Source organism: Geobacillus sp. C56-T2 (assembly GCF_007829715.1).
GTDB lineage: Bacteria > Bacillota > Bacilli > Bacillales > Anoxybacillaceae > Geobacillus > Geobacillus icigianus.
The window spans coordinates 257,835-277,993 of sequence record NZ_VJWB01000001.1 but is presented as its reverse complement, the minus strand read 5'-3'; the positions used below and the strand labels follow the sequence as shown (position 1 = coordinate 277,993).

13 protein-coding genes, 3 rRNA genes, 1 pseudogene and 2 riboswitches are annotated in these 20,159 nt (G+C 55.1%); of the genes and pseudogenes, 1 reads left to right on the top strand and 16 read right to left on the bottom strand.

The genetic code is table 11. The annotated features are described in order from the left end of the window. Positions 1–13: 13 nt before the first annotated feature. From purH to purE, 11 genes are all read right to left on the bottom strand, one after another. On the bottom strand, positions 14–1,552 hold the full coding sequence (gene purH / locus GC56T2_RS01485; protein ID WP_144972535.1) for a bifunctional phosphoribosylaminoimidazolecarboxamide formyltransferase/IMP cyclohydrolase: 1,539 nt from the start codon (positions 1,550–1,552) through the stop codon (positions 14–16). Beyond that, positions 1,518–2,147 (bottom strand): phosphoribosylglycinamide formyltransferase, encoded by a 630-nt coding sequence (gene purN / locus GC56T2_RS01480; RefSeq protein ID WP_144972533.1) that lies wholly within the window; start codon positions 2,145–2,147, stop codon positions 1,518–1,520. Before purN ends, purH begins: the two co-directional genes overlap by 35 nt. Beyond that, entirely contained in the window at positions 2,144–3,184 is a 1,041-nt protein-coding gene (gene purM / locus GC56T2_RS01475; protein ID WP_144972531.1) for a phosphoribosylformylglycinamidine cyclo-ligase, read from the bottom strand. The genes purN and purM overlap by 4 nt, the downstream gene beginning before the upstream one ends. 117 nt (positions 3,185–3,301) lie before the next feature. Next, positions 3,302–4,714 carry an amidophosphoribosyltransferase gene (gene purF / locus GC56T2_RS01470; RefSeq protein WP_144972529.1) on the bottom strand — a complete coding sequence of 471 codons (1,413 nt, stop codon included), beginning with the start codon at positions 4,712–4,714 and terminating at the stop codon, positions 3,302–3,304. Further along, positions 4,690–6,918, bottom strand: coding sequence for a phosphoribosylformylglycinamidine synthase subunit PurL (purL, locus tag GC56T2_RS01465; RefSeq protein WP_144972527.1), 2,229 nt, complete (start codon positions 6,916–6,918; stop codon positions 4,690–4,692). The genes purF and purL overlap by 25 nt, the downstream gene beginning before the upstream one ends. Continuing rightward, a complete protein-coding gene (gene purQ / locus GC56T2_RS01460; protein ID WP_033018439.1) occupies positions 6,902–7,588 on the bottom strand; it encodes a phosphoribosylformylglycinamidine synthase subunit PurQ in 687 nt (228 codons plus the stop codon). The genes purL and purQ overlap by 17 nt, the downstream gene beginning before the upstream one ends. Further along, entirely contained in the window at positions 7,585–7,839 is a 255-nt protein-coding gene (purS, locus tag GC56T2_RS01455; RefSeq protein ID WP_033018440.1) for a phosphoribosylformylglycinamidine synthase subunit PurS, read from the bottom strand. Before purS ends, purQ begins: the two co-directional genes overlap by 4 nt. After that, positions 7,827–8,555, bottom strand: a complete 729-nt coding sequence (purC, locus tag GC56T2_RS01450) for a phosphoribosylaminoimidazolesuccinocarboxamide synthase (RefSeq protein WP_144972525.1) — start codon at positions 8,553–8,555, stop codon at positions 7,827–7,829. Before purC ends, purS begins: the two co-directional genes overlap by 13 nt. Positions 8,556–8,630: 75 nt before the next feature. Continuing rightward, the gene (gene purB / locus GC56T2_RS01445) at positions 8,631–9,926 is read right to left on the bottom strand and encodes an adenylosuccinate lyase (protein WP_144972523.1); all 1,296 of its coding nucleotides are present in this window, start codon (positions 9,924–9,926) and stop codon (positions 8,631–8,633) included. Next, positions 9,923–11,080, bottom strand: a complete 1,158-nt coding sequence (purK, locus tag GC56T2_RS01440) for a 5-(carboxyamino)imidazole ribonucleotide synthase (RefSeq protein ID WP_255515985.1) — start codon at positions 11,078–11,080, stop codon at positions 9,923–9,925. The genes purB and purK overlap by 4 nt, the downstream gene beginning before the upstream one ends. Beyond that, positions 11,064–11,552 carry a 5-(carboxyamino)imidazole ribonucleotide mutase gene (gene purE / locus GC56T2_RS01435; RefSeq protein ID WP_255515984.1) on the bottom strand — a complete coding sequence of 163 codons (489 nt, stop codon included), beginning with the start codon at positions 11,550–11,552 and terminating at the stop codon, positions 11,064–11,066. Before purE ends, purK begins: the two co-directional genes overlap by 17 nt. Positions 11,553–11,662: 110 nt before the next feature. After that, positions 11,663–11,764, bottom strand: a riboswitch (purine riboswitch). Between the two features lie 148 nt (positions 11,765–11,912). Here purE and GC56T2_RS01430 point away from each other — a divergent pair. After that, positions 11,913–12,359: an Hsp20/alpha crystallin family protein gene (locus GC56T2_RS01430; protein WP_144972519.1), complete on the top strand. Its 447-nt coding sequence runs from the start codon at positions 11,913–11,915 to the stop codon at positions 12,357–12,359. A gap of 221 nt (positions 12,360–12,580) precedes the next feature. Here GC56T2_RS01430 and rrf read toward each other — a convergent pair. From rrf to GC56T2_RS01410, 5 genes and pseudogenes are all read right to left on the bottom strand, one after another. Continuing rightward, positions 12,581–12,697, bottom strand: a 5S ribosomal RNA gene (gene rrf / locus GC56T2_RS01425). A 226-nt stretch (positions 12,698–12,923) separates the two neighbouring features. After that, positions 12,924–15,854: ribosomal RNA gene (locus GC56T2_RS01420) — 23S ribosomal RNA — on the bottom strand. Positions 15,855–16,166: 312 nt separating this feature from the next. Next, a 16S ribosomal RNA gene (locus GC56T2_RS01415) occupies positions 16,167–17,725 on the bottom strand. The 16S, 23S and 5S rRNA genes sit together here, the layout of an rRNA operon. A gap of 577 nt (positions 17,726–18,302) precedes the next feature. After that, positions 18,303–18,383: pseudogene (locus tag GC56T2_RS18420) on the bottom strand (GNAT family N-acetyltransferase); the annotation flags it as partial. A 163-nt stretch (positions 18,384–18,546) separates the two neighbouring features. Beyond that, positions 18,547–19,872, bottom strand: coding sequence for an NCS2 family permease (locus GC56T2_RS01410; protein WP_144972517.1), 1,326 nt, complete (start codon positions 19,870–19,872; stop codon positions 18,547–18,549). A 99-nt stretch (positions 19,873–19,971) separates the two neighbouring features. Continuing rightward, positions 19,972–20,073, bottom strand: a riboswitch (purine riboswitch). Positions 20,074–20,159 lie beyond the last annotated feature (86 nt).

Genomic DNA, 20,159 nt, shown 5'->3' with positions numbered 1-20,159 from the left:
CTTTTGCCGCCGTTTAATGTTTAAAATGGCGGACGCCGGTAAACACCATGGCAATGCCATACTCATCCGCTTTGCGGATCGAATCGGCGTCACGAATCGAGCCGCCCGGCTGGATGATGGCCGTAATGCCGGCTTTTGCCGCCGCTTCTACGGTGTCGTCCATCGGGAAAAAGGCGTCGGAAGCGAGCACCGCGCCTGCCGCCTGCTCCCCGGCTTGTTCAATGGCGATCTTCGCCGCGCCGACCCGGTTCATTTGTCCGGCGCCAACACCAACGGTCATGCCGTTTTTCGCTAGCACAATGGCGTTGGATTTGACATGCTTCACAACGTTCCACGCAAAACGAAGCTGTTCTCGCTCTTCTTCGGTCGGCTCGCGCTTCGTGACGACGTTCCATTCGGCGTCCGCAAGCGTATACGTATCGGCAGCTTGGACGAGCACGCCGCCGTTGACCGAAACGAGCGTTTTTTCCTTACCGTTGGACGCCGTGAAATCAAGCGTCAACAGACGGATATTTTTCTTTTGCGTCAAAATGGCAAGCGCTTCGTCACTGAACGATGGCGCGATGACGATTTCCAAAAAGATGTCATGCATCCGTTCGGCCGTTTCTTTATCCACTTCACGGTTGACTGCAATAATCCCGCCGAAAATCGACACCGGGTCCGCCTCGTACGCTTTCGTAAACGCCTCAAGAAGCGTCGCGCCGACACCGACGCCGCACGGGTTCATATGTTTGATCGCCGCCACGGCCGGCTCTTGAAATTCACGAATGAGGTTGATCGCCGCATTGGCGTCGTTAATGTTGTTGTACGATAGCTCTTTTCCGTGCAGCTGTACTGCGTTGGCAATCGAGAACGCCGCACCGAGCGGTTTAGCGTAAAACGCCGCCGATTGATGTGGATTCTCTCCATAGCGCAACGATTGTTTTTTCGTATAGGTGACGGTGAGCGATTCCGGGTATTCCTCCCCGGTAAGGTTCGTCAAATACTCGGCGATCATCGCATCATACGCCGCCGTATGACGGAACGCTTTCGCCGCCAGTTTTTGCCGCGTTTTTGCTTGGATCGATCCGGTTGTTTTCAGTTCCTCAATGACCGTTCGATAATCGGCTGGATCGACGACGATGGCGACATCGGTATAGTTTTTCGCTGCGGCGCGAACCATCGTCGGACCGCCGATATCGATGTTTTCAATCGCCTCAGCCAGCGTCACGTCCGGCTTCGCGATCGTCTGCTGGAACGGATACAAGTTGACAACGACCAAATCGATCGGACGGATGCCATGCTCCGCTAGCGCCGTCTGATGGCGCTCATCGCCGCGCACCGCCAAAATGCCGCCGTGAATGGCCGGATGCAGCGTTTTGACGCGCCCGTCTAAAATTTCCGGAAACCCGGTGACATCGGAAATCGAGATGACCGGGACACCAGCCTCCTCAAGCGCCCGTTTCGTCCCGCCGGTCGAAATGATCTCGACGCCGAGTTCGGCGAGCTGTTTGGCAAACGGAATGATCCCTTCTTTATTAGACACGCTGATTAATGCTCGTTTCACTGCCATCATTTTCGATCCTTTCTTCTTGTTGTTCCTTTTCCCCTAGCAGCATGCGCAACACCGCCGGATACAGTTCATGTTCGACTTGATGAATGCGCGCCTCAAGCGCTTCGATCGGCTCTCCCCGCACGATCGGAACAGCGCGCTGGGCGATGACCGGTCCAGTGTCCATCCCTTCATCGACATAATGGATGGTGACGCCTGTTTCCGACACGCCCGCCCGATACGCCTGGCCGATCGCGTCTTTGCCCGGAAACGCCGGCAACAGCGACGGATGGATGTTGACGATTTTCCCTTCATAGGCGGAAAGCAAGGTCGGCCCGATCAAGCGCATGTAGCCGGCCAACGCGATCCATTCGACTTGTCGTTCTTTCAGTTCGCGCAAAATCTCGCTCTCAAACGCCGCTTTCGACGGGTAGTCTTTCGGGGAAAACACGAACGCCGGCACGTGTTCGCGCCCCGCTCGTTCGATGACCTTGGCGCCCGGCCGATCGCAGACAAGCAGGGCGATGTCCGCCGGCAACTCGCCGCGCTTCGCCGCATCGACGAGCGCCTGAAAATTCGTTCCGCTTCCGGAGGCAAACACGGCCAACCGCTTCATGCTTTGTCCCCTCCGGTAAACGACACACCCGCTCCTTTTGTCACTTCGCCAATGATGTAGGCCGGCTCTCCTTGTTCGTCCAACCATTTCACAAGCGGCACTGCCGTTTCCGGGCTGACGGCGAGCACGAGGCCAATGCCCATATTAAACACGGAAAACATCTCTTCTTCTTCAAGGTTGCCGTTGGCGCGCAAGAAGTCAAAAATCGGCAGCACCGGCCACGAGCCGCGTTGAATGCGGGCGCCAAGCCCCGAAGGCAGCATGCGGGGAATGTTTTCGATCAACCCGCCGCCGGTAATATGCGCCATCCCTTTGATCGTAAACCGCTCGCGCACAGAGCGCAACCGTTTCGCGTAAATGCGCGTCGGCTTCAACAACTCCTCGCCGAGCGGAACATCAAGCGGCTCGTAAATGCGGTCAAGCTCCAACTTCGCCTGCTCGAACACGATGCGGCGCACAAGCGAGTAGCCGTTGCTGTGCAAGCCGCTTGATGGAAGGCCAATCAACACATCGCCTGCTTGGATCGTTTGCCCCGTCACCAACCGCTCTTTTTCGGCAATGCCGACGGCAAACCCGGCCAAATCGTACTCGTCTTCCGCGTACATACCCGGCATTTCCGCCGTTTCCCCACCGATCAAGGCGCAGCCGGCTTCGACGCAGCCGTCAGCCACCCCCTTGACGATGGCGGCGATTTTTTCCGGCACCGCTTTGCCACAAGCGATATAGTCAAGGAAAAAGAGCGGTTCCGCTCCTTGGACAGCGATGTCATTGACACACATCGCCACACAGTCGATGCCGATCGTATCGTGCCGGTCAAGCAAAAACGCCAATTTCAGCTTTGTCCCGACGCCATCCGTGCCGGCGATGAGCACCGGCTGACGATAACCAAGCGCCGATAAATCAAACAAGCCGCCAAACCCGCCGATTCCGCCCAACACTTCCGGCCGCATCGTTTTTTGCACGTGCTCTTTCATCAGGGCGACGGCCTGATAACCGGCCTCAATGTCGACCCCTGCTTGTTTGTATGCTTTTGCCACATGAATCCCCCTTTTCTCCGCCCGCTGCGCTCGAACAAGCGCACGCCTTGACGGCCGCTACTTTACCCCAATAGCAGCGCGCCACGGTATTCATTGCCCGCTCCGCAGAGCTGCCTGTCATTTGACGGTCATGCACGGCTGGGCGATTGGGCTGATCCGGGTTGGATATTGGCCGGTGAAGCACGCCAAACATTGTCCGCGCTGCGGTGCGCCTTCCGGACGGCCAATCGCTGCCAGCAGCCCTTCTTGGCTAAGAAACGCCAGCGAATCGGCGCCGATTAAGCGGCGGATGTCTTCGACCGTATGTTTCGCTGCAATCAGTTCTTCCTTGGACGACGTATCAATGCCGTAAAAGCAAGGATGGGTGATCGGCGGCGCGCTGATGCGCACGTGCACTTCAACCGCCCCGGCTTCGCGGAGCATCGCGACAATGCGCCGGCTCGTCGTTCCGCGCACGATCGAATCATCCACCATCACGACCCGCTTGCCGGCGACCACGCCGCGCACCGGCGAAAGCTTCATTTTCACTCCTTGCTCGCGCAACGCCTGCGACGGCTGGATGAACGTCCGGCCGACATACCGGTTTTTAATCAAGCCCAATTCGTATGGAATGCCGCTCGCCTCAGCGTAACCGATGGCGACCGAAATGCTTGAGTCCGGTACACCGGTGACAATATCGGCTTCGGCTGGCGCCTCGAGCGCCAACCGCTTCCCTAAATTTTTCCGCGCCGTGTGAATGTTGATGCCGTCGACATGGCTGTCCGGGCGGGCAAAATAAATGTATTCCATGCTGCAAATGGATCGCGGCTGCTCCGGAGCAAACCGTTCCGAACGCACCCCTTCGCCGCTGATGATAAGCAGTTCCCCAGGCGCCACTTCCCGCTCGTACGTCGCCCCGATGACATCAAATGCGCACGTTTCCGAGGCGACGACATACGCCGAGCCGAGCCGGCCGAGCGACAGCGGCCGAAACCCGTGCGGATCAAGCGCCGCATACAGCGCCGTTTCCGTCAGCAGCAAAAACGCAAACGCCCCTTCGATCTGGCTGAGCGCTTCTTTCATTTGTCCGACAAATGTCGGCGCCTGGCTGCGGCGGATGAGGTGGGCGAGAACCTCCGTATCCGATGTTGTCTGAAAAATGCTCCCCTGTGCTTCGAGCGCAAGCTTCAGCTCGATGGCGTTCGTCAAGTTGCCGTTATGGGCGAGCGCCATCGCGCCGGTTTGCGAGCGGAATAAGAGCGGCTGAACGTTTTCATAGCCGCCCCCACCCGCCGTCGAATAGCGGACATGGCCGATCGCCGCCGAGCCGCAAAGCGCATCGAGCGTACCGCTTTGAAACACTTCCGTCACCAAGCCAAGCCCTTTATGACCGGACAAGTTCCCGTCGCCCGCCACCACGATGCCGGCTCCTTCTTGGCCGCGGTGCTGCAGGCTGTGGAGCCCATAATACGTGAGCCTGGCGGCGTCCTCATGCCCCCAAATGCCGAAAATGCCGCACTCCTCGTTCAATCCTTTGATTTCAGCAAGCATGGAATGGCCCCTTTCCAGACGTTTCGCATATCGTCAACCGAAAGGCGGATGATCGTTTCCCCCTGCTCCCCGTTCACGGTGAATGTGCCGTCATCCGTCACTTCCCCGATCCGTTTCGCTTCTACAAGCCGCTCAAACGTTTCTTGATGTTCCTTTTTCACCGAAACTACAAAACGAGACTGCGTTTCGCTGAACAGTTCACTGACGAGATCACCGCGGATCGTCACCTTCGCGCCAAGCCCCGAAGCCCCCATGACACACTCGGCAAGCGCAACGGCTAAGCCCCCTTCAGCCACATCATGCGCGGACGCCACGACCCCCGCGCGAATCGCGGTCAACAGCTGACGCTGGCGGCTTGCTTCGACCGTCAAATCGAGTGCCGGCGCTTTTCCGAAAATGCGGCCTTCTAGAAATTTTTGCAGCTCGCTGCCGCCAAACTCCGGCTTCGCCTCGCCGATCACGTAAATCAAGTCACCTGCTTGCTTAAACGATTGCGTTGTGATATGGGAAAGGTCTTCAATCAGGCCGACCATGCCGACAACCGGCGTCGGGTACACCGCCTCGCCGTTCGTTTCATTGTAAAGCGAGACGTTGCCGCTCACGACCGGCGTCTCAAGCGCCCGGCACGCTTCGCTCATCCCGTCAACCGCTTTTTCCAGCTGCCAGAAAATATCCGGCTTTTCCGGGCTGCCGAAGTTGAGGCAGTCGGTAATGGCGAGCGGTTTCGCCCCCGAGCAGACGACATTGCGCGCCGCCTCGGCGACCGCAATTTTCCCTCCTGTTTCCGGATCCAAATACACATAGCGCGAGTTGCAGTCGGTGGTCAGCGCGAGCGCCTTATTCGTGCCGCGGATGCGCACGACAGCCGCGTCCGATCCCGGAGCGACGACTGTATTCGTCCGCACCATATAGTCGTACTGGTCATACACCCATTCCTTGCTGGCGATCGTCGGCTGGGCGAGCAGCGCGAGCAATGTTTGATTGTAATCTTCAATGTGCGGAATATACGGCGGCATCGCTTGAAACTCACGGTAATAAGCCGGCTCCGCCGATGGTTTATGATACACCGGCGCGTCTTTCGCCAACGCATCGACCGGAATTTCTGCCGCCACCTCGCCGCGGAAAAACAGACGAAGCATTTGATCATCGGTTACTTTCCCGATCGCTTTCGCTTCGAGGCCATATTTCGCAAAAATCGCAGCGATTTCGTCTTCCCGCCCTTGCTTGACGACAAGCAGCATCCGCTCCTGCGATTCGGACAACATCATTTCATACGGCGTCATGCCCGCCTCGCGCTGGGGAACAAGATCCAAATTCATTTCGATCCCGAAGCCGCCTTTGCTCGCCATCTCGGCCGACGAGCTCGTAAGCCCAGCGGCGCCCATATCTTGAATGCCGACTAACGCATCGGACTTGACTGCTTCAAGACACGCCTCAAGCAGCAGTTTTTCCATAAACGGGTCGCCGACTTGCACGGCCGGGCGCTTCGCTTCCGATTGCTCGCTTAATTCCTCAGAGGCAAACGTCGCCCCGTGGATGCCGTCGCGGCCCGTTTTCGCCCCGACGTACATGACCGTGTTGCCGACGCCGGTCGCGATGCCGCGCTGAATGTCCTCATGGCGGATGATCCCAACACACATGGCGTTGACCAATGGATTGCCTTCATACGCCGGATCGAACTGCACTTCACCGCCGACGGTCGGGATGCCGACGCAGTTGCCATACCCGGCGATACCGGCGACGACGTGTTCAAACAAATAGTTGACGCGCGGCGATGTCAATTCGCCAAATCGAAGCGAGTTAAGCAACGCAATCGGCCGCGCCCCCATCGAAAAGACGTCGCGGATGATGCCGCCGACCCCCGTCGCCGCTCCTTGGTACGGCTCGATCGCCGACGGGTGATTATGGCTTTCGATTTTAAACGCCACCGCCAGCCCGTCACCGATATCGACAATGCCTGCCCCCTCGCCCGGCCCCTGCAATACGTGCGGACCATCGGTCGGGAATTTTTTCAGCACCGGCTTCGAGTTTTTGTAGCTGCAATGCTCCGACCACATGACGGCAAAAATGCCGGTTTCCGTGTAGTTCGGCAGCCTCCCCAGCATCGCTTCAATGCGGGCAAACTCTTCGTCTGTTAACCCCATCTCGCGGTACAGCTTTTGTTCTTTGATCATCGCCGCGCTCGGCTCAAGCAGTAACGACATGCGTCTCCCTCCAATAATTGACGATCGATCGAAATAGCTTCAATCCGTCCGCGCTGCCGAGCAAAGCGTCGACCGCCCGCTCCGGATGCGGCATCATGCCGAGCACGTTGCCTCGCTCGTTGACAATGCCGGCGATCTCCGCCAAGCTGCCGTTCGGGTTTTCCCCATGGTAGCGGAAGACGATTTGCCGGTTTTCGACAAGGCGCTTTAGCGTTTGTTCGTCGCAATAATAATTCCCTTCACCATGGGCGATCGGAATGGTAATCACTTCGCCCTTGTCATAGGCAGAGGTAAACATCGTTTCATTGTTTTCCACGACAAGCTGCACCGGCCGGCAAATGAATTTCAATCCTTGGTTGCGGCGCATCGCCCCAGGAAGCAAGCCGGCTTCAAGCAAAATTTGAAACCCGTTGCACACCCCAAGCACCGGTTTTCCGGCTTCCGCGGCTTGTTTCACGGCGGCCATCACCTTGGAAAAACGGGCGATCGCCCCTGAGCGCAAGTAATCGCCGTATGAAAAGCCGCCTGGAAGCAAAATGGCATCGAACCGATCGAGATTTTCTTCATCATGCCAAACGTATTCCACTTCTTCGCCGAGTTCATCGGCGACCGCATGGTACATATCGACATCGCAATTCGATCCCGGAAAGACAATGACGGCAAACTTCATCGGGCGACGGCCTCCTCAATTTCATAGCGGTAATCTTCGATGACCGGGTTGGACAACAATTTCTCGCACATGTCACGGACCATCTCATCAAGGTCGCGATCGCTTTTTTCGATCACCAGCTCCATAAACTTGCCGATTCGGACATCTTTCACTTCCGTATACGAAAGGCTGTGCAGCGCCCCCTTCACCGCTGTCCCTTGCGGATCCAACACACTTTCGCGCAACGTGACATACACTTTTACTTTATACATGCCGATTCTCCCCCTAACCGTCGGAAAATAACCTCGTACGCCTCGGTTAAACTGCCAAGATCACGGCGAAATACGTCCTTATCCAATTTCTCATTCGTCTCGGCGTCCCAAAGCCGGCACGTATCGGGCGACACCTCATCCGCTAAGAGGATCGCGCCGTCCGCCGTGCGGCCAAACTCCAACTTAAAATCAATTAATCTCACTTTTCGCTCGGCAAAATGGGCGCGCAACACGTCGTTCACTTTCAGCGCTTCCCGTTTCAGCCAGACGATCTCCTCGCGGCTCGCGAGCTTCAAAATCGCAATGTGGTCTTCGACGAGCAGCGGGTCGCCAAGGTCATCGTTTTTGTAGTAAAACTCGACAAGCGGCGCTTCGAGCGGCGTCCCTTCCGCCAAGCCGAGACGTTTCGCCAAACTTCCGGCCACGACGTTGCGGACGACGACTTCCAGCGGGATGATCGCTACACTTTTCACAAGCTGCTCGGTCGGCGACAATTTTTTCATAAAATGATTGGCAACGCCTGCTTCTTTCAATTTCGCAAACAGTAAACTGGAAATCTCGTTATTGAGCCGCCCTTTGCCGGCGATCGTCGCCTTTTTCTCGCCGTTAAACGCCGTGGCGCTGTCTTTGTACTCGACCCAAAGAACATCCGGTTCATCCGTCGCGTAAATTTTTTTCGCTTTCCCTTCATACAACAGCTGTTGTTTTGCCGGCATGATGCAAGCCTCCGTTATCCAGAAGATTGAAAATTTTTCGCGTAACCGGCCAGCATGAGGCCAGCCGGCTTCCACTTACTCTAATCCTAAGCGGGTAAAAATCGTATCGACGTGTTTCAAATGATGGCGGTAATCAAAACAATCGTCGAGCTCTTCTTTCGTCAACTGGCTCGTAATCCGCTCATCCGCCTCGAGAAGCGAGCGGAACGGCACTTGTCTCTCCCACGCTTCCATCGCTTTCGGCTGCACTAAATCGTACGCCTCCTCGCGCGTCATCCCTTTGTCAATCAAAGCGAGCAAGACGCGCTGCGAGTAAATGAGCCCGAACGTGCGCTCCATATTTTTCTTCATATTTTCCGGATACACCAGCAAGTTTTTCACAATGTTAGCGAACCGGTTCAACATATAGTTCAACGCGATCGTTGCATCCGGCAAAATGATGCGCTCCGCTGACGAATGGGAAATGTCGCGCTCATGCCAAAGCGGCACATTTTCATACGCCGTCACCATATACCCGCGAATGACGCGCGCCATGCCGGTCATGTTTTCCGAACCGATCGGATTGCGCTTATGCGGCATCGCTGACGAACCTTTTTGCCCTTTGGCAAAAAACTCCTCGACTTCACGCACTTCGCTTTTTTGCAAGCCGCGAATTTCCACAGCAAATTTTTCAATCGATGTCGCGATGAGCGCGAGCGTCGCCATGTAGTAGGCGTGGCGGTCGCGTTGCAACGTTTGCGTCGAAATCGGCGCCGGCGTTAACCCGAGCTTTTCGCACACATATTGCTCGACAAATGGGTCAATGTTGGCATACGTGCCGACCGCGCCGGAAATTTTCCCGACCTCGACCATCTTCGCCGCTTGTTCAAACCGCTCTAAATTCCGTTCCATTTCCGCATACCAAAGCGCCAATTTCAGCCCGAACGTCGTCGGTTCGGCGTGGACGCCGTGCGTGCGCCCCATCATGACCGTATATTTATGTTCGCGCGCTTTCTCTTTCAGCACTTGAATGAAGTTTTCCAAATCGCGCCGCAAAATGGCGTTCGCCTGCTTTAACAAATAGCCGAGCGCCGTATCGACGACGTCCGTCGATGTCAGCCCGTAGTGCACCCATTTCCGCTCCTCGCCAAGTGTCTCGGAAACGGCGCGGGTGAAGGCGACGACATCATGACGCGTTTCTTCTTCGATTTCCTTAATGCGCTTGACGTCAAACGACGCGTGTTCACGCAGACGGCGGACATCTTCTTTCGGGATGACACCAAGCTCGGCCCACGCCTCGCACGCGAGCAATTCCACTTCAAGCCATGCCTGAAAGCGATTTTCCTCTGTCCAAATGGCTCCCATTTCCGGTCTTGTGTAACGTTCAATCATCCTCGTTCCAGCCTCCGATCATGCCAAATTTGCCACGATTCCACTCGCGCCAGCGCTTCCTCAACATCATCCGCCAGTACAGTCACATGGCCCATTTTCCGCTTCGGCTTCGCTTCGTGCTTGCCGTACAGATGGACATACACCGCACCGGCAAACGCATCAATTTGCCCAATAATCGGCTCGACATGCTCGCCTAAAATATTGACCATCACGGCCGGCTTTACCAATTCCGTCGACCCGAGCGGCCAGTTGCAGACAGCGCGGATGTGCTGGGCGAATTGGGACGTGGCACATGCATTGATTGTATAATGACCCGAGTTGTGCGGTCTAGGGGCCAACTCATTAATATAAATATCCCCGTCCCCTGTCAAAAACATTTCCACCGCCAACGTCCCGATGAGTGAAAATGATGCCGCCAGCGTCTTGGCATAACGGACCGCCCGCTGCTCGATGTGTGGTGGGATCCGTGCTGGAACGATCGTTTGATGCAAAATGTTCTCGACATGAATGTTTTCCGCCACCGGAAAAACAGCCGTCTCCCCGTCGCCGTTGCGGGTGACAATGACCGATATTTCCTTCACAAACGGCACCCAGCCTTCCAAAATACACGAGCCAAGGTGAAGCAGCTCTGCCGCTTTGGCGACATCCCCTTCTCCCCGGAGCACATATTGCCCTTTTCCGTCATAACCACCGCGCCGCGTTTTCAAAACACACGGGAATCCGATCGCCTGGACGGCCTGTTCGAGCTCCTCCGCCCCATTCACTTCGACATAGGGCGCCACCGGCAAACCGGCAGCGACGATCGCCGCTTTCTCCAACGCCCGATCTTGCGTCACCGCAAGCAACCGGCTTCCTTGTGGGACATAGGCGTTTTCCACAAGCCACTCAAGCGCCCGCGCATCGATGTTTTCAAACTCGTACGTGATCACATCACTGATGCGCGCCAGGTCAGCTATTGCATCCAAATCATCGTACGGCGCGGTGATTTCTACATCCGCCACTTGCCCGCACGGAGAGTCAGGCGTTGGATCAAGAACCGCAACGCGAAACCCCATCTCACGCGCCGCCAAAGCCATCATCCGCCCGAGCTGGCCCCCGCCGATGATGCCGATCGTCTCTCCCGGAACAATCCGCCGCTTAGTCAAGTTGATCACTGCTTTCCACAACTTGTTTTCGAATCGATTCTCTCCTTGCTTTGAGCGCCTCCATATAGCGCGGCTCAAACAGCCCGATGATCGACACGGCGAGCAGTCCCGCATTCATCGCCCCTGCTTTGCCGATCGCCACTGTCGCCACCGGCACCCCGCCTGGCATTTGCACAATCGACAATAACGAATCGAGCCCGTTCAATGCCTTTGACTGCACCGGCACACCAATCACCGGCAGCGTCGTTTTCGCCGCGATCATTCCTGGCAAATGAGCCGCTCCACCGGCCCCCGCGATAATCACCTTAAGGCCCCGCTCCTCCGCCGTTTCCGCATACCGGAACATTTCATCCGGCGTCCGGTGCGCCGACACGACTTTTTTCTCAAACGGGACGCCCAGTTCTTCAAGAATTGCACAGGCGTGCTCCATCGTTTCCCAATCTGAACGGCTTCCCATGACCACCCCAACTAGCGGGCTCATACGTTCCACTCCTTACCCTTAATAAACAAAGCCCAGAACATACATTCCCTCTTTTTAGGCGAGGGAAAGCATCGTTCTGGGCTTTCGCATTTGTTAATAAGAAAAAAGCCAAAACCGATCCTTTCCCTCATAGTCCAATAATTTACGGTTATTGGGTAGAGACTTTTGGGCCATATTCCCAAAATTATATGAGGGATTCTTTTACGCATTATGAAACTACTTTTATAGTAGCAAGATCCTTGGTGAAATGTCAAGGTAAAATCGAACATTCATTATTAAACAAACACAAATGTTCGTGTTTTTTCAAATCACCAAAGCAATAAAGAGGCATATGATAAATGTGCGGAGGAGGGAAACGCCATGGCCAACGAACATCCATTCACACCGTTTTCCGATTGGACAAAGCATTGGCAGCAATTTTTCCAAAACGATTTTTGGGGAAACATCCAACCGCTGTTGCGTTCATCCCATCAACCATCGTCAGGCATGAATATCTACAAAAAGGATAACGAGCTGCTTGTCGTCGTTAGCCTGCCGGGACTGGAGAAAAGCGAAGATGCGGAAGTGTATGTATCGTACAAGACGCTGGAAATCAAGGCAACCATTAATCTGAACTTTCAAGGATTTGACTTAGTGGAAGAAGGAATTTTCCAAGGCCAGTTCGAAAAAACGATCCCGTTGCCGTTCCCCGTCAAGGATGATCGCATCGAAGCAACATATCATAACGGCTTATTGTTCATCCACCTTCATCGGCTCATCCCTGAAGAGCCAAAAAAGAAGATCGTGATTAAAAAAAGCGAACCATAACCAATGGCCAGCCCCGCTTTCTTGACAAAAAAGAGGGTGTCCCACGTTGACGGGACACCCTTTCGCGAGTTTCCGTTTCCTATCGCTTTATGAAAAAGGGGGTCTAGGAAACGATGATCACGCTTTACATTTTGGGGGAGAGGATTGAAAATGGCGTCATTAAAACTTAATGACAATAGGCAAAAAAATGAGAGAACCGTATAGCTCCCTCATTTTTGCCTGCCTAGCAGCGACCTACTCTTGCAGGGGCGCTGGCCCCAACTACCATCGGCGCTGGAGGGCTTAACTTCCGTGTTCGGGATGGGAACGGGTGTTTCCCCTCCGCTATCACCACTAGGCAAGCTATTCCGTTTTTCATCAATCATTATACCAGAAAATTAATTCCTGTCAAGAAGGAACTCATTCCTTCAAAACTAGATAACCATCGGAAGAAGCCGCATTTCGTCCGGTCTAGCTCCGGCTCGCCGCCGCTCGGGGCCAAATAACCTTCTCCCTCGGGGTGCAAGCGCCCCTGCGGGTGAAGAACATTTGCCCGTCGCGGCGAACCGCTCGCCTGCGCTTTTCTAGGTTAAGCCCTCGATCGATTAGTATCCGTCAGCTCCACGTGTCGCCACGCTTCCACCTCGGACCTATCAACCTCGTCATCTTCGAGGGATCTTACTCGCCTAACGCGATGGGAAATCTCATCTTGAGGGGGGCTTCACGCTTAGATGCTTTCAGCGCTTATCCCGTCCGCACATAGCTACCCAGCGGTGCCCCTGGCGGGACAACTGGTACACCAGCGGTGCGTCCATCCCGGTCCTCTCGTACTAAGGACAGCTCCTCGCAAATTTCCTACGCCCGCGACGGATAGGGACCGAACTGTCTCACGACGTTCTGAACCCAGCTCGCGTACCGCTTTAATGGGCGAACAGCCCAACCCTTGGGACCGACTACAGCCCCAGGATGCGATGAGCCGACATCGAGGTGCCAAACCTCCCCGTCGATGTGGACTCTTGGGGGAGATCAGCCTGTTATCCCCGGGGTAGCTTTTATCCGTTGAGCGATGGCCCTTCCATGCGGAACCACCGGATCACTAAGCCCGACTTTCGTCCCTGCTCGACCTGTCCGTCTCGCAGTCAAGCTCCCTTGTGCCTTTGCACTCTCCGAATGATTTCCAACCATTCTGAGGGAACCTTTGGGCGCCTCCGTTACCTTTTGGGAGGCGACCGCCCCAGTCAAACTGCCCACCTGACACTGTCTCCCACCCCGCTAAGGGGTGCGGGTTAGAATTTCAATACCGCCAGGGTGGTATCCCACCGTCGCCTCCACCGAAGCTGGCGCTCCGGCTTCTCAGGCTCCCACCTATCCTGTACAAGCGATACCAAAATTCCATATCAGGCTGCAGTAAAGCTCCACGGGGTCTTTCCGTCCTGTCGCGGGGAACCTGCATCTTCACAGGTAGTATAATTTCACCGGGTCTCTCGTTGAGACAGCGCCCAAGTCGTTACACCTTTCGTGCGGGTCGGAACTTACCCGACAAGGAATTTCGCTACCTTAGGACCGTTATAGTTACGGCCGCCGTTTACTGGGGCTTCGGTTCGCACCTTCGCTTCCGCTAAGCGCTCCCCTTAACCTTCCAGCACCGGGCAGGTGTCAGCCCCTATACGTCGCCTTTCGGTTTCGCAGAGACCTGTGTTTTTGATAAACAGTCGCTTGGGCCTTTTCACTGCGGCTCTTCCAGGCTCTTCACCCGAAAGAGCACCCCTTCTCCCGAAGTTACGGGGTCATTTTGCCGAGTTCCTTAACGAGAGTTCTCCCGCGCGCCTTAGGATTCTCTCCTCGCCTACCTGTGTCGGTTTGCGGTACGGGCACCTCTTCCCTCGCTAGAGGCTTTTCTTGGCAGTGTGGAATCAGGGACTTCCGGATCCAATCCGTCGCCATCACAGCTTGGCCTTCCGGCCAGCGGATTTGCCTACTGGCCAGCCTCACTGCTTGGACAGGCTCTTCCAGCCGCCTGCTCGCCCTATCCTCCTGCGTCCCCCCATCGCTCAAACGGGAAGGAGGTGGTACAGGAATCTCGACCTGTTGCCCATCACCTACGCCTTTCGGCCTCGGCTTAGGTCCCGACTAACCCTGAGCGGACGAACCTTCCTCAGGAACCCTTAGGCTTTCGGCGCAGAGGATTCTCACCTCTGTTTTCGCTACTCATACCGGCATTCTCACTTCTAAGCGCTCCACCAGTCCTTCCGGTCTGGCTTCTCTGCCCTTAGAACGCTCCCCTACCGATGACCAACGGTCATCCCGCAGCTTCGGCGGCACGTTTAGCCCCGGTACATTTTCGGCGCAGAGTCACTCGACCAGTGAGCTATTACGCACTCTTTAAATGGTGGCTGCTTCTAAGCCAACATCCTGGTTGTCTTCGCAACTCCACATCCTTTTCCACTGAACGTGCACTTGGGGGCCTTAGCTGGCGATCTGGGCTGTTTCCCTCTCGACCACGGATCTTATCACTCGCAGTCTGACTCCCGGGCATAAGTCGTTGGCATTCGGAGTTTGACTGGGTTCGGTAACCCGATGAGGGCCCCTAGCCCAATCAGTGCTCTACCTCCAAGACTCTTACACCCGAGGCTAGCCCTAAAGCTATTTCGGGGAGAACCAGCTATCTCCAAGTTCGATTGGCATTTCACCCCTACCCACACCTCATCCCCGCACTTTTCAACGTGCGTGGGTTCGGGCCTCCAGCCGGTGTTACCCGGCCTTCACCCTGGACATGGGTAGATCACCTGGTTTCGGGTCGACGACGACGTACTCCTGCGCCCTGTTCAGACTCGCTTTCGCTGCGGCTCCGCCTCTTCGGCTTAACCTCGCACGCCATCGTCACTCGCCGGTTCATTCTACAAAAGGCACGCCATCACCCATGAACGGGCTCTGACTACTTGTAGGCACACGGTTTCAGGTTCTCTTTCACTCCCCTTCCGGGGTGCTTTTCACCTTTCCCTCACGGTACTGGTTCGCTATCGGTCACTAGGGAGTATTTAGCCTTGGGAGATGGTCCTCCCTGCTTCCGACGGGATTTCCCGTGTCCCGCCGTACTCAGGAGCCGCTCGGGAGGGAACGAAGTTTCGACTACAGGGCTCTCACCTTCTCTGGCCGGCCGTTCCAGACCGGTTCGTCTACCCCGTTCCTTTCTCACTCCCACAGTGAGCGGTCCTACAACCCCAAGAGGACTCGCCTCTTGGTTTGGGCTGTTCCCGTTTCGCTCGCCGCTACTCAGGGAATCGCGTTTGCTTTCTTCTCCTCCGGGTACTAAGATGTTTCAGTTCCCCGGGTGTGCCCTCCATGCCCTATGGATTCAGGCATGGATACTGCCCCATTACGGACAGTGGGTTCCCCCATTCGGACATCTCCGGATCGACGCTTGCTTACAGCTCCCCGGAGCGTTTCGGCGTTTGCCCCGTCCTTCATCGGCTCCTAGTGCCAAGGCATCCACCGTGCGCCCTTTCTAGCTTAACCTACAGCGTCTCGGCTTCTTCCTTTACTTTTGCGGTTATCTAGTTTTCAAAGAACGATGTTTGCCATTGAGAGAACATCACTCGTTCCCTCAAAACTGAACGAAACGAAAGCGCGGTGTTCATGCATATGGACTACTGTCTAGCTCCGGCCGCCATCGGCTCGCGACGCTTCGGTCCTGCTGCGGCGGCAACACATTGCATACGCTCCTGTGGCACCACCCACGCAGAACCAAGCAAAGCTTGGTTCGAGCCTCCTCGCAGGCCCTCCAGCGCGTTTCGCCGATAGGCGGGCGGCCTCCGCTTTTCCCCTTAGAAAGGAGGTGATCCAGCCGCACCTTCCGGTACGGCTACCTTGTTACGACTTCACCCCAATCACTTGCCCCACCTTCGGCGGCTGGCTCCCGTCAGGGTTACCTCACCGACTTCGGGTGTTGCAAGCTCTCGTGGTGTGACGGGCGGTGTGTACAAGGCCCGGGAACGTATTCACCGCGGCATGCTGATCCGCGATTACTAGCGATTCCGGCTTCATGCAGGCGAGTTGCAGCCTGCAATCCGAACTGAGAGCGGCTTTTTGGGATTCGCTCCCCCTCGCGGGTTCGCTGCCCTTTGTACCGCCCATTGTAGCACGTGTGTAGCCCAGGTCATAAGGGGCATGATGATTTGACGTCATCCCCACCTTCCTCCGACTTGTCGCCGGCAGTCCCTCTAGAGTGCCCAACCGAATGCTGGCAACTAGAGGCGAGGGTTGCGCTCGTTGCGGGACTTAACCCAACATCTCACGACACGAGCTGACGACAACCATGCACCACCTGTCACCCTGTCCCCCCCGAAGGGGGAACGCCCAATCTCTTGGGTTGTCAGGGGATGTCAAGACCTGGTAAGGTTCTTCGCGTTGCTTCGAATTAAACCACATGCTCCACCGCTTGTGCGGGCCCCCGTCAATTCCTTTGAGTTTCAGCCTTGCGGCCGTACTCCCCAGGCGGAGTGCTTATCGCGTTAGCTGCAGCACTAAAGGGTGTGACCCCTCTAACACTTAGCACTCATCGTTTACGGCGTGGACTACCAGGGTATCTAATCCTGTTTGCTCCCCACGCTTTCGCGCCTCAGCGTCAGTTACAGGCCAGAGAGCCGCCTTCGCCACTGGTGTTCCTCCACATCTCTACGCATTTCACCGCTACACGTGGAATTCCGCTCCCCTCTCCTGCACTCAAGCTCCCCAGTTTCCAATGACCCTCCACGGTTGAGCCGTGGGCTTTCACATCAGACTTAAGGAGCCGCCTGCGCGCGCTTTACGCCCAATAATTCCGGACAACGCTCGCCCCCTACGTATTACCGCGGCTGCTGGCACGTAGTTAGCCGGGGCTTTCTCGTGAGGTACCGTCACCGCGCCGCCTTGTTCAAACGGCGCTCCTTCGTCCCTCACAACAGAGCTTTACGACCCGAAGGCCTTCTTCGCTCACGCGGCGTCGCTCCGTCAGGCTTTCGCCCATTGCGGAAGATTCCCTACTGCTGCCTCCCGTAGGAGTCTGGGCCGTGTCTCAGTCCCAGTGTGGCCGGTCACCCTCTCAGGCCGGCTACGCATCGTCGCCTTGGTGAGCCGTTACCTCACCAACTAGCTAATGCGCCGCGGGCCCATCCGCAAGTGACAGCCAAAGGCCGCCTTTCAACCAAAGACCATGCGGTCTTCGGTGTTATCCGGTATTAGCTCCGGTTTCCCGGAGTTATCCCGGTCTTGCGGGCAGGTTGCCCACGTGTTACTCACCCGTCCGCCGCTGACCCAACCAGAGCAAGCTCCGATTCGGTCCGCTCGACTTGCATGTATTAGGCACGCCGCCAGCGTTCGTCCTGAGCCAGGATCAAACTCTCCAAAAGAAAGTTGATTGGCTTTGTAAGCTTCGGCGCCGACACCAAACGTGTCAAGCGGCCTCCGCTTTTCGTATTGTCTAGCTTCGGTCCGCCGCCGCTCGGGGTTAAATAACCTCCCCCTCGGGGTGCAAGCACCCCTGTGGGTGAAGAACATTTGCCCGTCGCGGCGATCCACGGACCTCAGCCTTTCGTTGCGCTTCGTTTCGTTCAGTTTTCAAGGAACAAATTCATCGTTCATTGCTTCGCTCGAGGAATTTGCCTCCTCAAAAGCGACTCTTACAATGTATCATTTCTTTTTGTTTTTGTCAACATGTTTTTTTCTTTTTTGCCGCTTCAAAGCGGCTTTATTAATATAGCACCTCTATTTTGATGTGTCAATTGCTTATGTAAAGTTTTTTCTTTCCAATCAACACCATTTTGTTTTATCTCTGGTTCATCACCGAAAGATGTACTTGACTTTTAGGAACAAACATGATATTATCCCTCCCGGTTGAACAAAAATAACAAAAAATGGTAATCAATCTTTTTGACGTTCTTATCATGAAAAACGTTTTTTGTCAAGTACATTTTGTGGTGAAGAGCCTTATCTCTTCCACTCTCTCGCCAGCATTCCGTACACAACATGATCGACAAAGTGGTCATAAAGCCTCTCTGCATCATCCACGTAACGGATAAACATCAATGTGACTCCCCTCCAACTTTTTGACCATTATACCATATTGGGATCATCCGACCCCTCATGCAAAAAAATTTATGCATAAGATACAAAAAAAGACTGTTCTTAAGATGATCAAACTCATCCTAGGAACAGTCCTTTTCACTTTTTCCTATTCGCGCAAGAAGATGAAATAACAGATAAAAATGACAAACAGCACATACAATAATGGATGTACTTCTTTGCCGCGGCCTTTCAAAATCATCGTGATCGGATAGAAAATGAAGCCGACGGCGATGCCGGTGGCGATGCTGTAGGAAAGCGGCATCGTAATCAATGTAAAGAACGCCGGTACAGCTACCTCAAACTTCTTCCAATCGATTTCACCGATCGATGAAGCCATCAATACTCCGACGATGATGAGCGCTGGCGCCGTAACTGGCGCGGTAATAACGCTTAACAGTGGCGAGAAGAACAAAGCAAACAGGAACAAAATCCCTGTCACGACCGCCGAAAACCCGGAGCGCCCTCCGGCAGCGACGCCGGCCGACGATTCGATGTACGACGTCGTCGTCGATGTGCCAAACACCGCTCCGACCATGACGGCCGTCGCGTCAACGAGCAGCGCTTTGCCGGCGCGCGGCAGTTTATTGTTTTTCAACAACCCGGCTTGGTTGGCGACCGCCAAGAGCGTGCCAGTCGCATCGAAAAAGTCGACAATAAAGAACGTCAAAACAACACCGAGCATTTTCCATGAGAAAATGTCCGGCAAGTGTTCGATCGCGACGCCGAACGTTGGTGAAATATCGGGAATGGCGCCGACAATTTGTTTCGGCACTTCAATTAAACCGAAAATCATGCCGACAACAGCGGTAATGACCATGCCATAAAAAACGCCGCCGTTCACTTTTTTCACCATCAAGACGACGGTGATCAACAAGCCGAAAATCGCAAGCAGCGTATTGCCATCTTTTAAATCACTCAACCCGACTAACGTCGCGTCGTTATTCACAATGATGCCGGCGTTTTGCAGGCCGATGAATGTAATGAACAGCCCGATTCCGGCACCGACGGCGTATTTCAACTCAACCGGGATGGCATCAATAATTTTTTCCCGAATGCCCGTCAGCGTTAAAATCGTAAAAATGACTCCCGAAACGAAAACCCCCGCAAGCGCCGTTTGCCAAGGGATCCCCATATGCAGGACAACGGTGAAGGCGAAAAAGGCATTCAATCCCATCCCCGGCGCCAAAGCGATCGGATAGCGAGCCAACACCCCCATCAAAATCGATCCGTACGCCGCGGCCAAAGCGGTGGCAACAAATACCGCCCCTTGGTCAATCCGCAGTTCATCTGGAAAATCTTTCACCGCGCCAAGCGACAACGTAAACGGGTTGACGAACAAAATGTACGCCATCGACAAAAATGTCGTCAGCCCGGCGATGATCTCTGTCCGATAATTCGTGCCGAGCTCATCGAATTGAAAATACTTTCTCACAGTCTGTCCCCCCTACAAAAAATAAAAAAACGCTTCTGCCGCTACCAGAAGCGTTGACTAGGAAGGAATGACGAACAGAGAGAGGACAAAACAAGCGCTCTCCTATCCCGCATCCCTCGTAGTCAAGCTATTTACGGTAGCTTGGTAGAAACTCCCGAGCCATATTCCCGGGATTATACGACGGAATTCGACCATATTCATGATTCCACAGCTATTGTATCAGCCCAAAGAGCAGCTGTCAAGGAAAAAGACGAACATTCCTTTGGAAATGTTCGTCTTTTGTTCGT

What these genes read in the sequence shown, in the direction of transcription:
- purN (WP_144972533.1), bottom strand. Translation starts at nt 2,147, where the DNA reads ATGAAGCGGTTGGCCGTGTTTGCCTCCGGAAGCGGAACGAATTTTCAG.
- purS (WP_033018440.1), bottom strand. Translation starts at nt 7,839, where the DNA reads ATGTATAAAGTAAAAGTGTATGTCACGTTGCGCGAAAGTGTGTTGGAT.
- purF (WP_144972529.1), bottom strand. Translation starts at nt 4,714, where the DNA reads ATGCTTGCTGAAATCAAAGGATTGAACGAGGAGTGCGGCATTTTCGGC.
- purB (WP_144972523.1), bottom strand. Translation starts at nt 9,926, where the DNA reads ATGATTGAACGTTACACAAGACCGGAAATGGGAGCCATTTGGACAGAG.
- purE (WP_255515984.1), bottom strand. Translation starts at nt 11,552, where the DNA reads ATGAGCCCGCTAGTTGGGGTGGTCATGGGAAGCCGTTCAGATTGGGAA.
- GC56T2_RS01430 (WP_144972519.1), top strand. Translation starts at nt 11,913, where the DNA reads ATGGCCAACGAACATCCATTCACACCGTTTTCCGATTGGACAAAGCAT.
- purQ (WP_033018439.1), bottom strand. Translation starts at nt 7,588, where the DNA reads ATGAAGTTTGCCGTCATTGTCTTTCCGGGATCGAATTGCGATGTCGAT.
- purH (WP_144972535.1), bottom strand. Translation starts at nt 1,552, where the DNA reads ATGGCAGTGAAACGAGCATTAATCAGCGTGTCTAATAAAGAAGGGATC.
- purC (WP_144972525.1), bottom strand. Translation starts at nt 8,555, where the DNA reads ATGCCGGCAAAACAACAGCTGTTGTATGAAGGGAAAGCGAAAAAAATT.
- purL (WP_144972527.1), bottom strand. Translation starts at nt 6,918, where the DNA reads ATGTCGTTACTGCTTGAGCCGAGCGCGGCGATGATCAAAGAACAAAAG.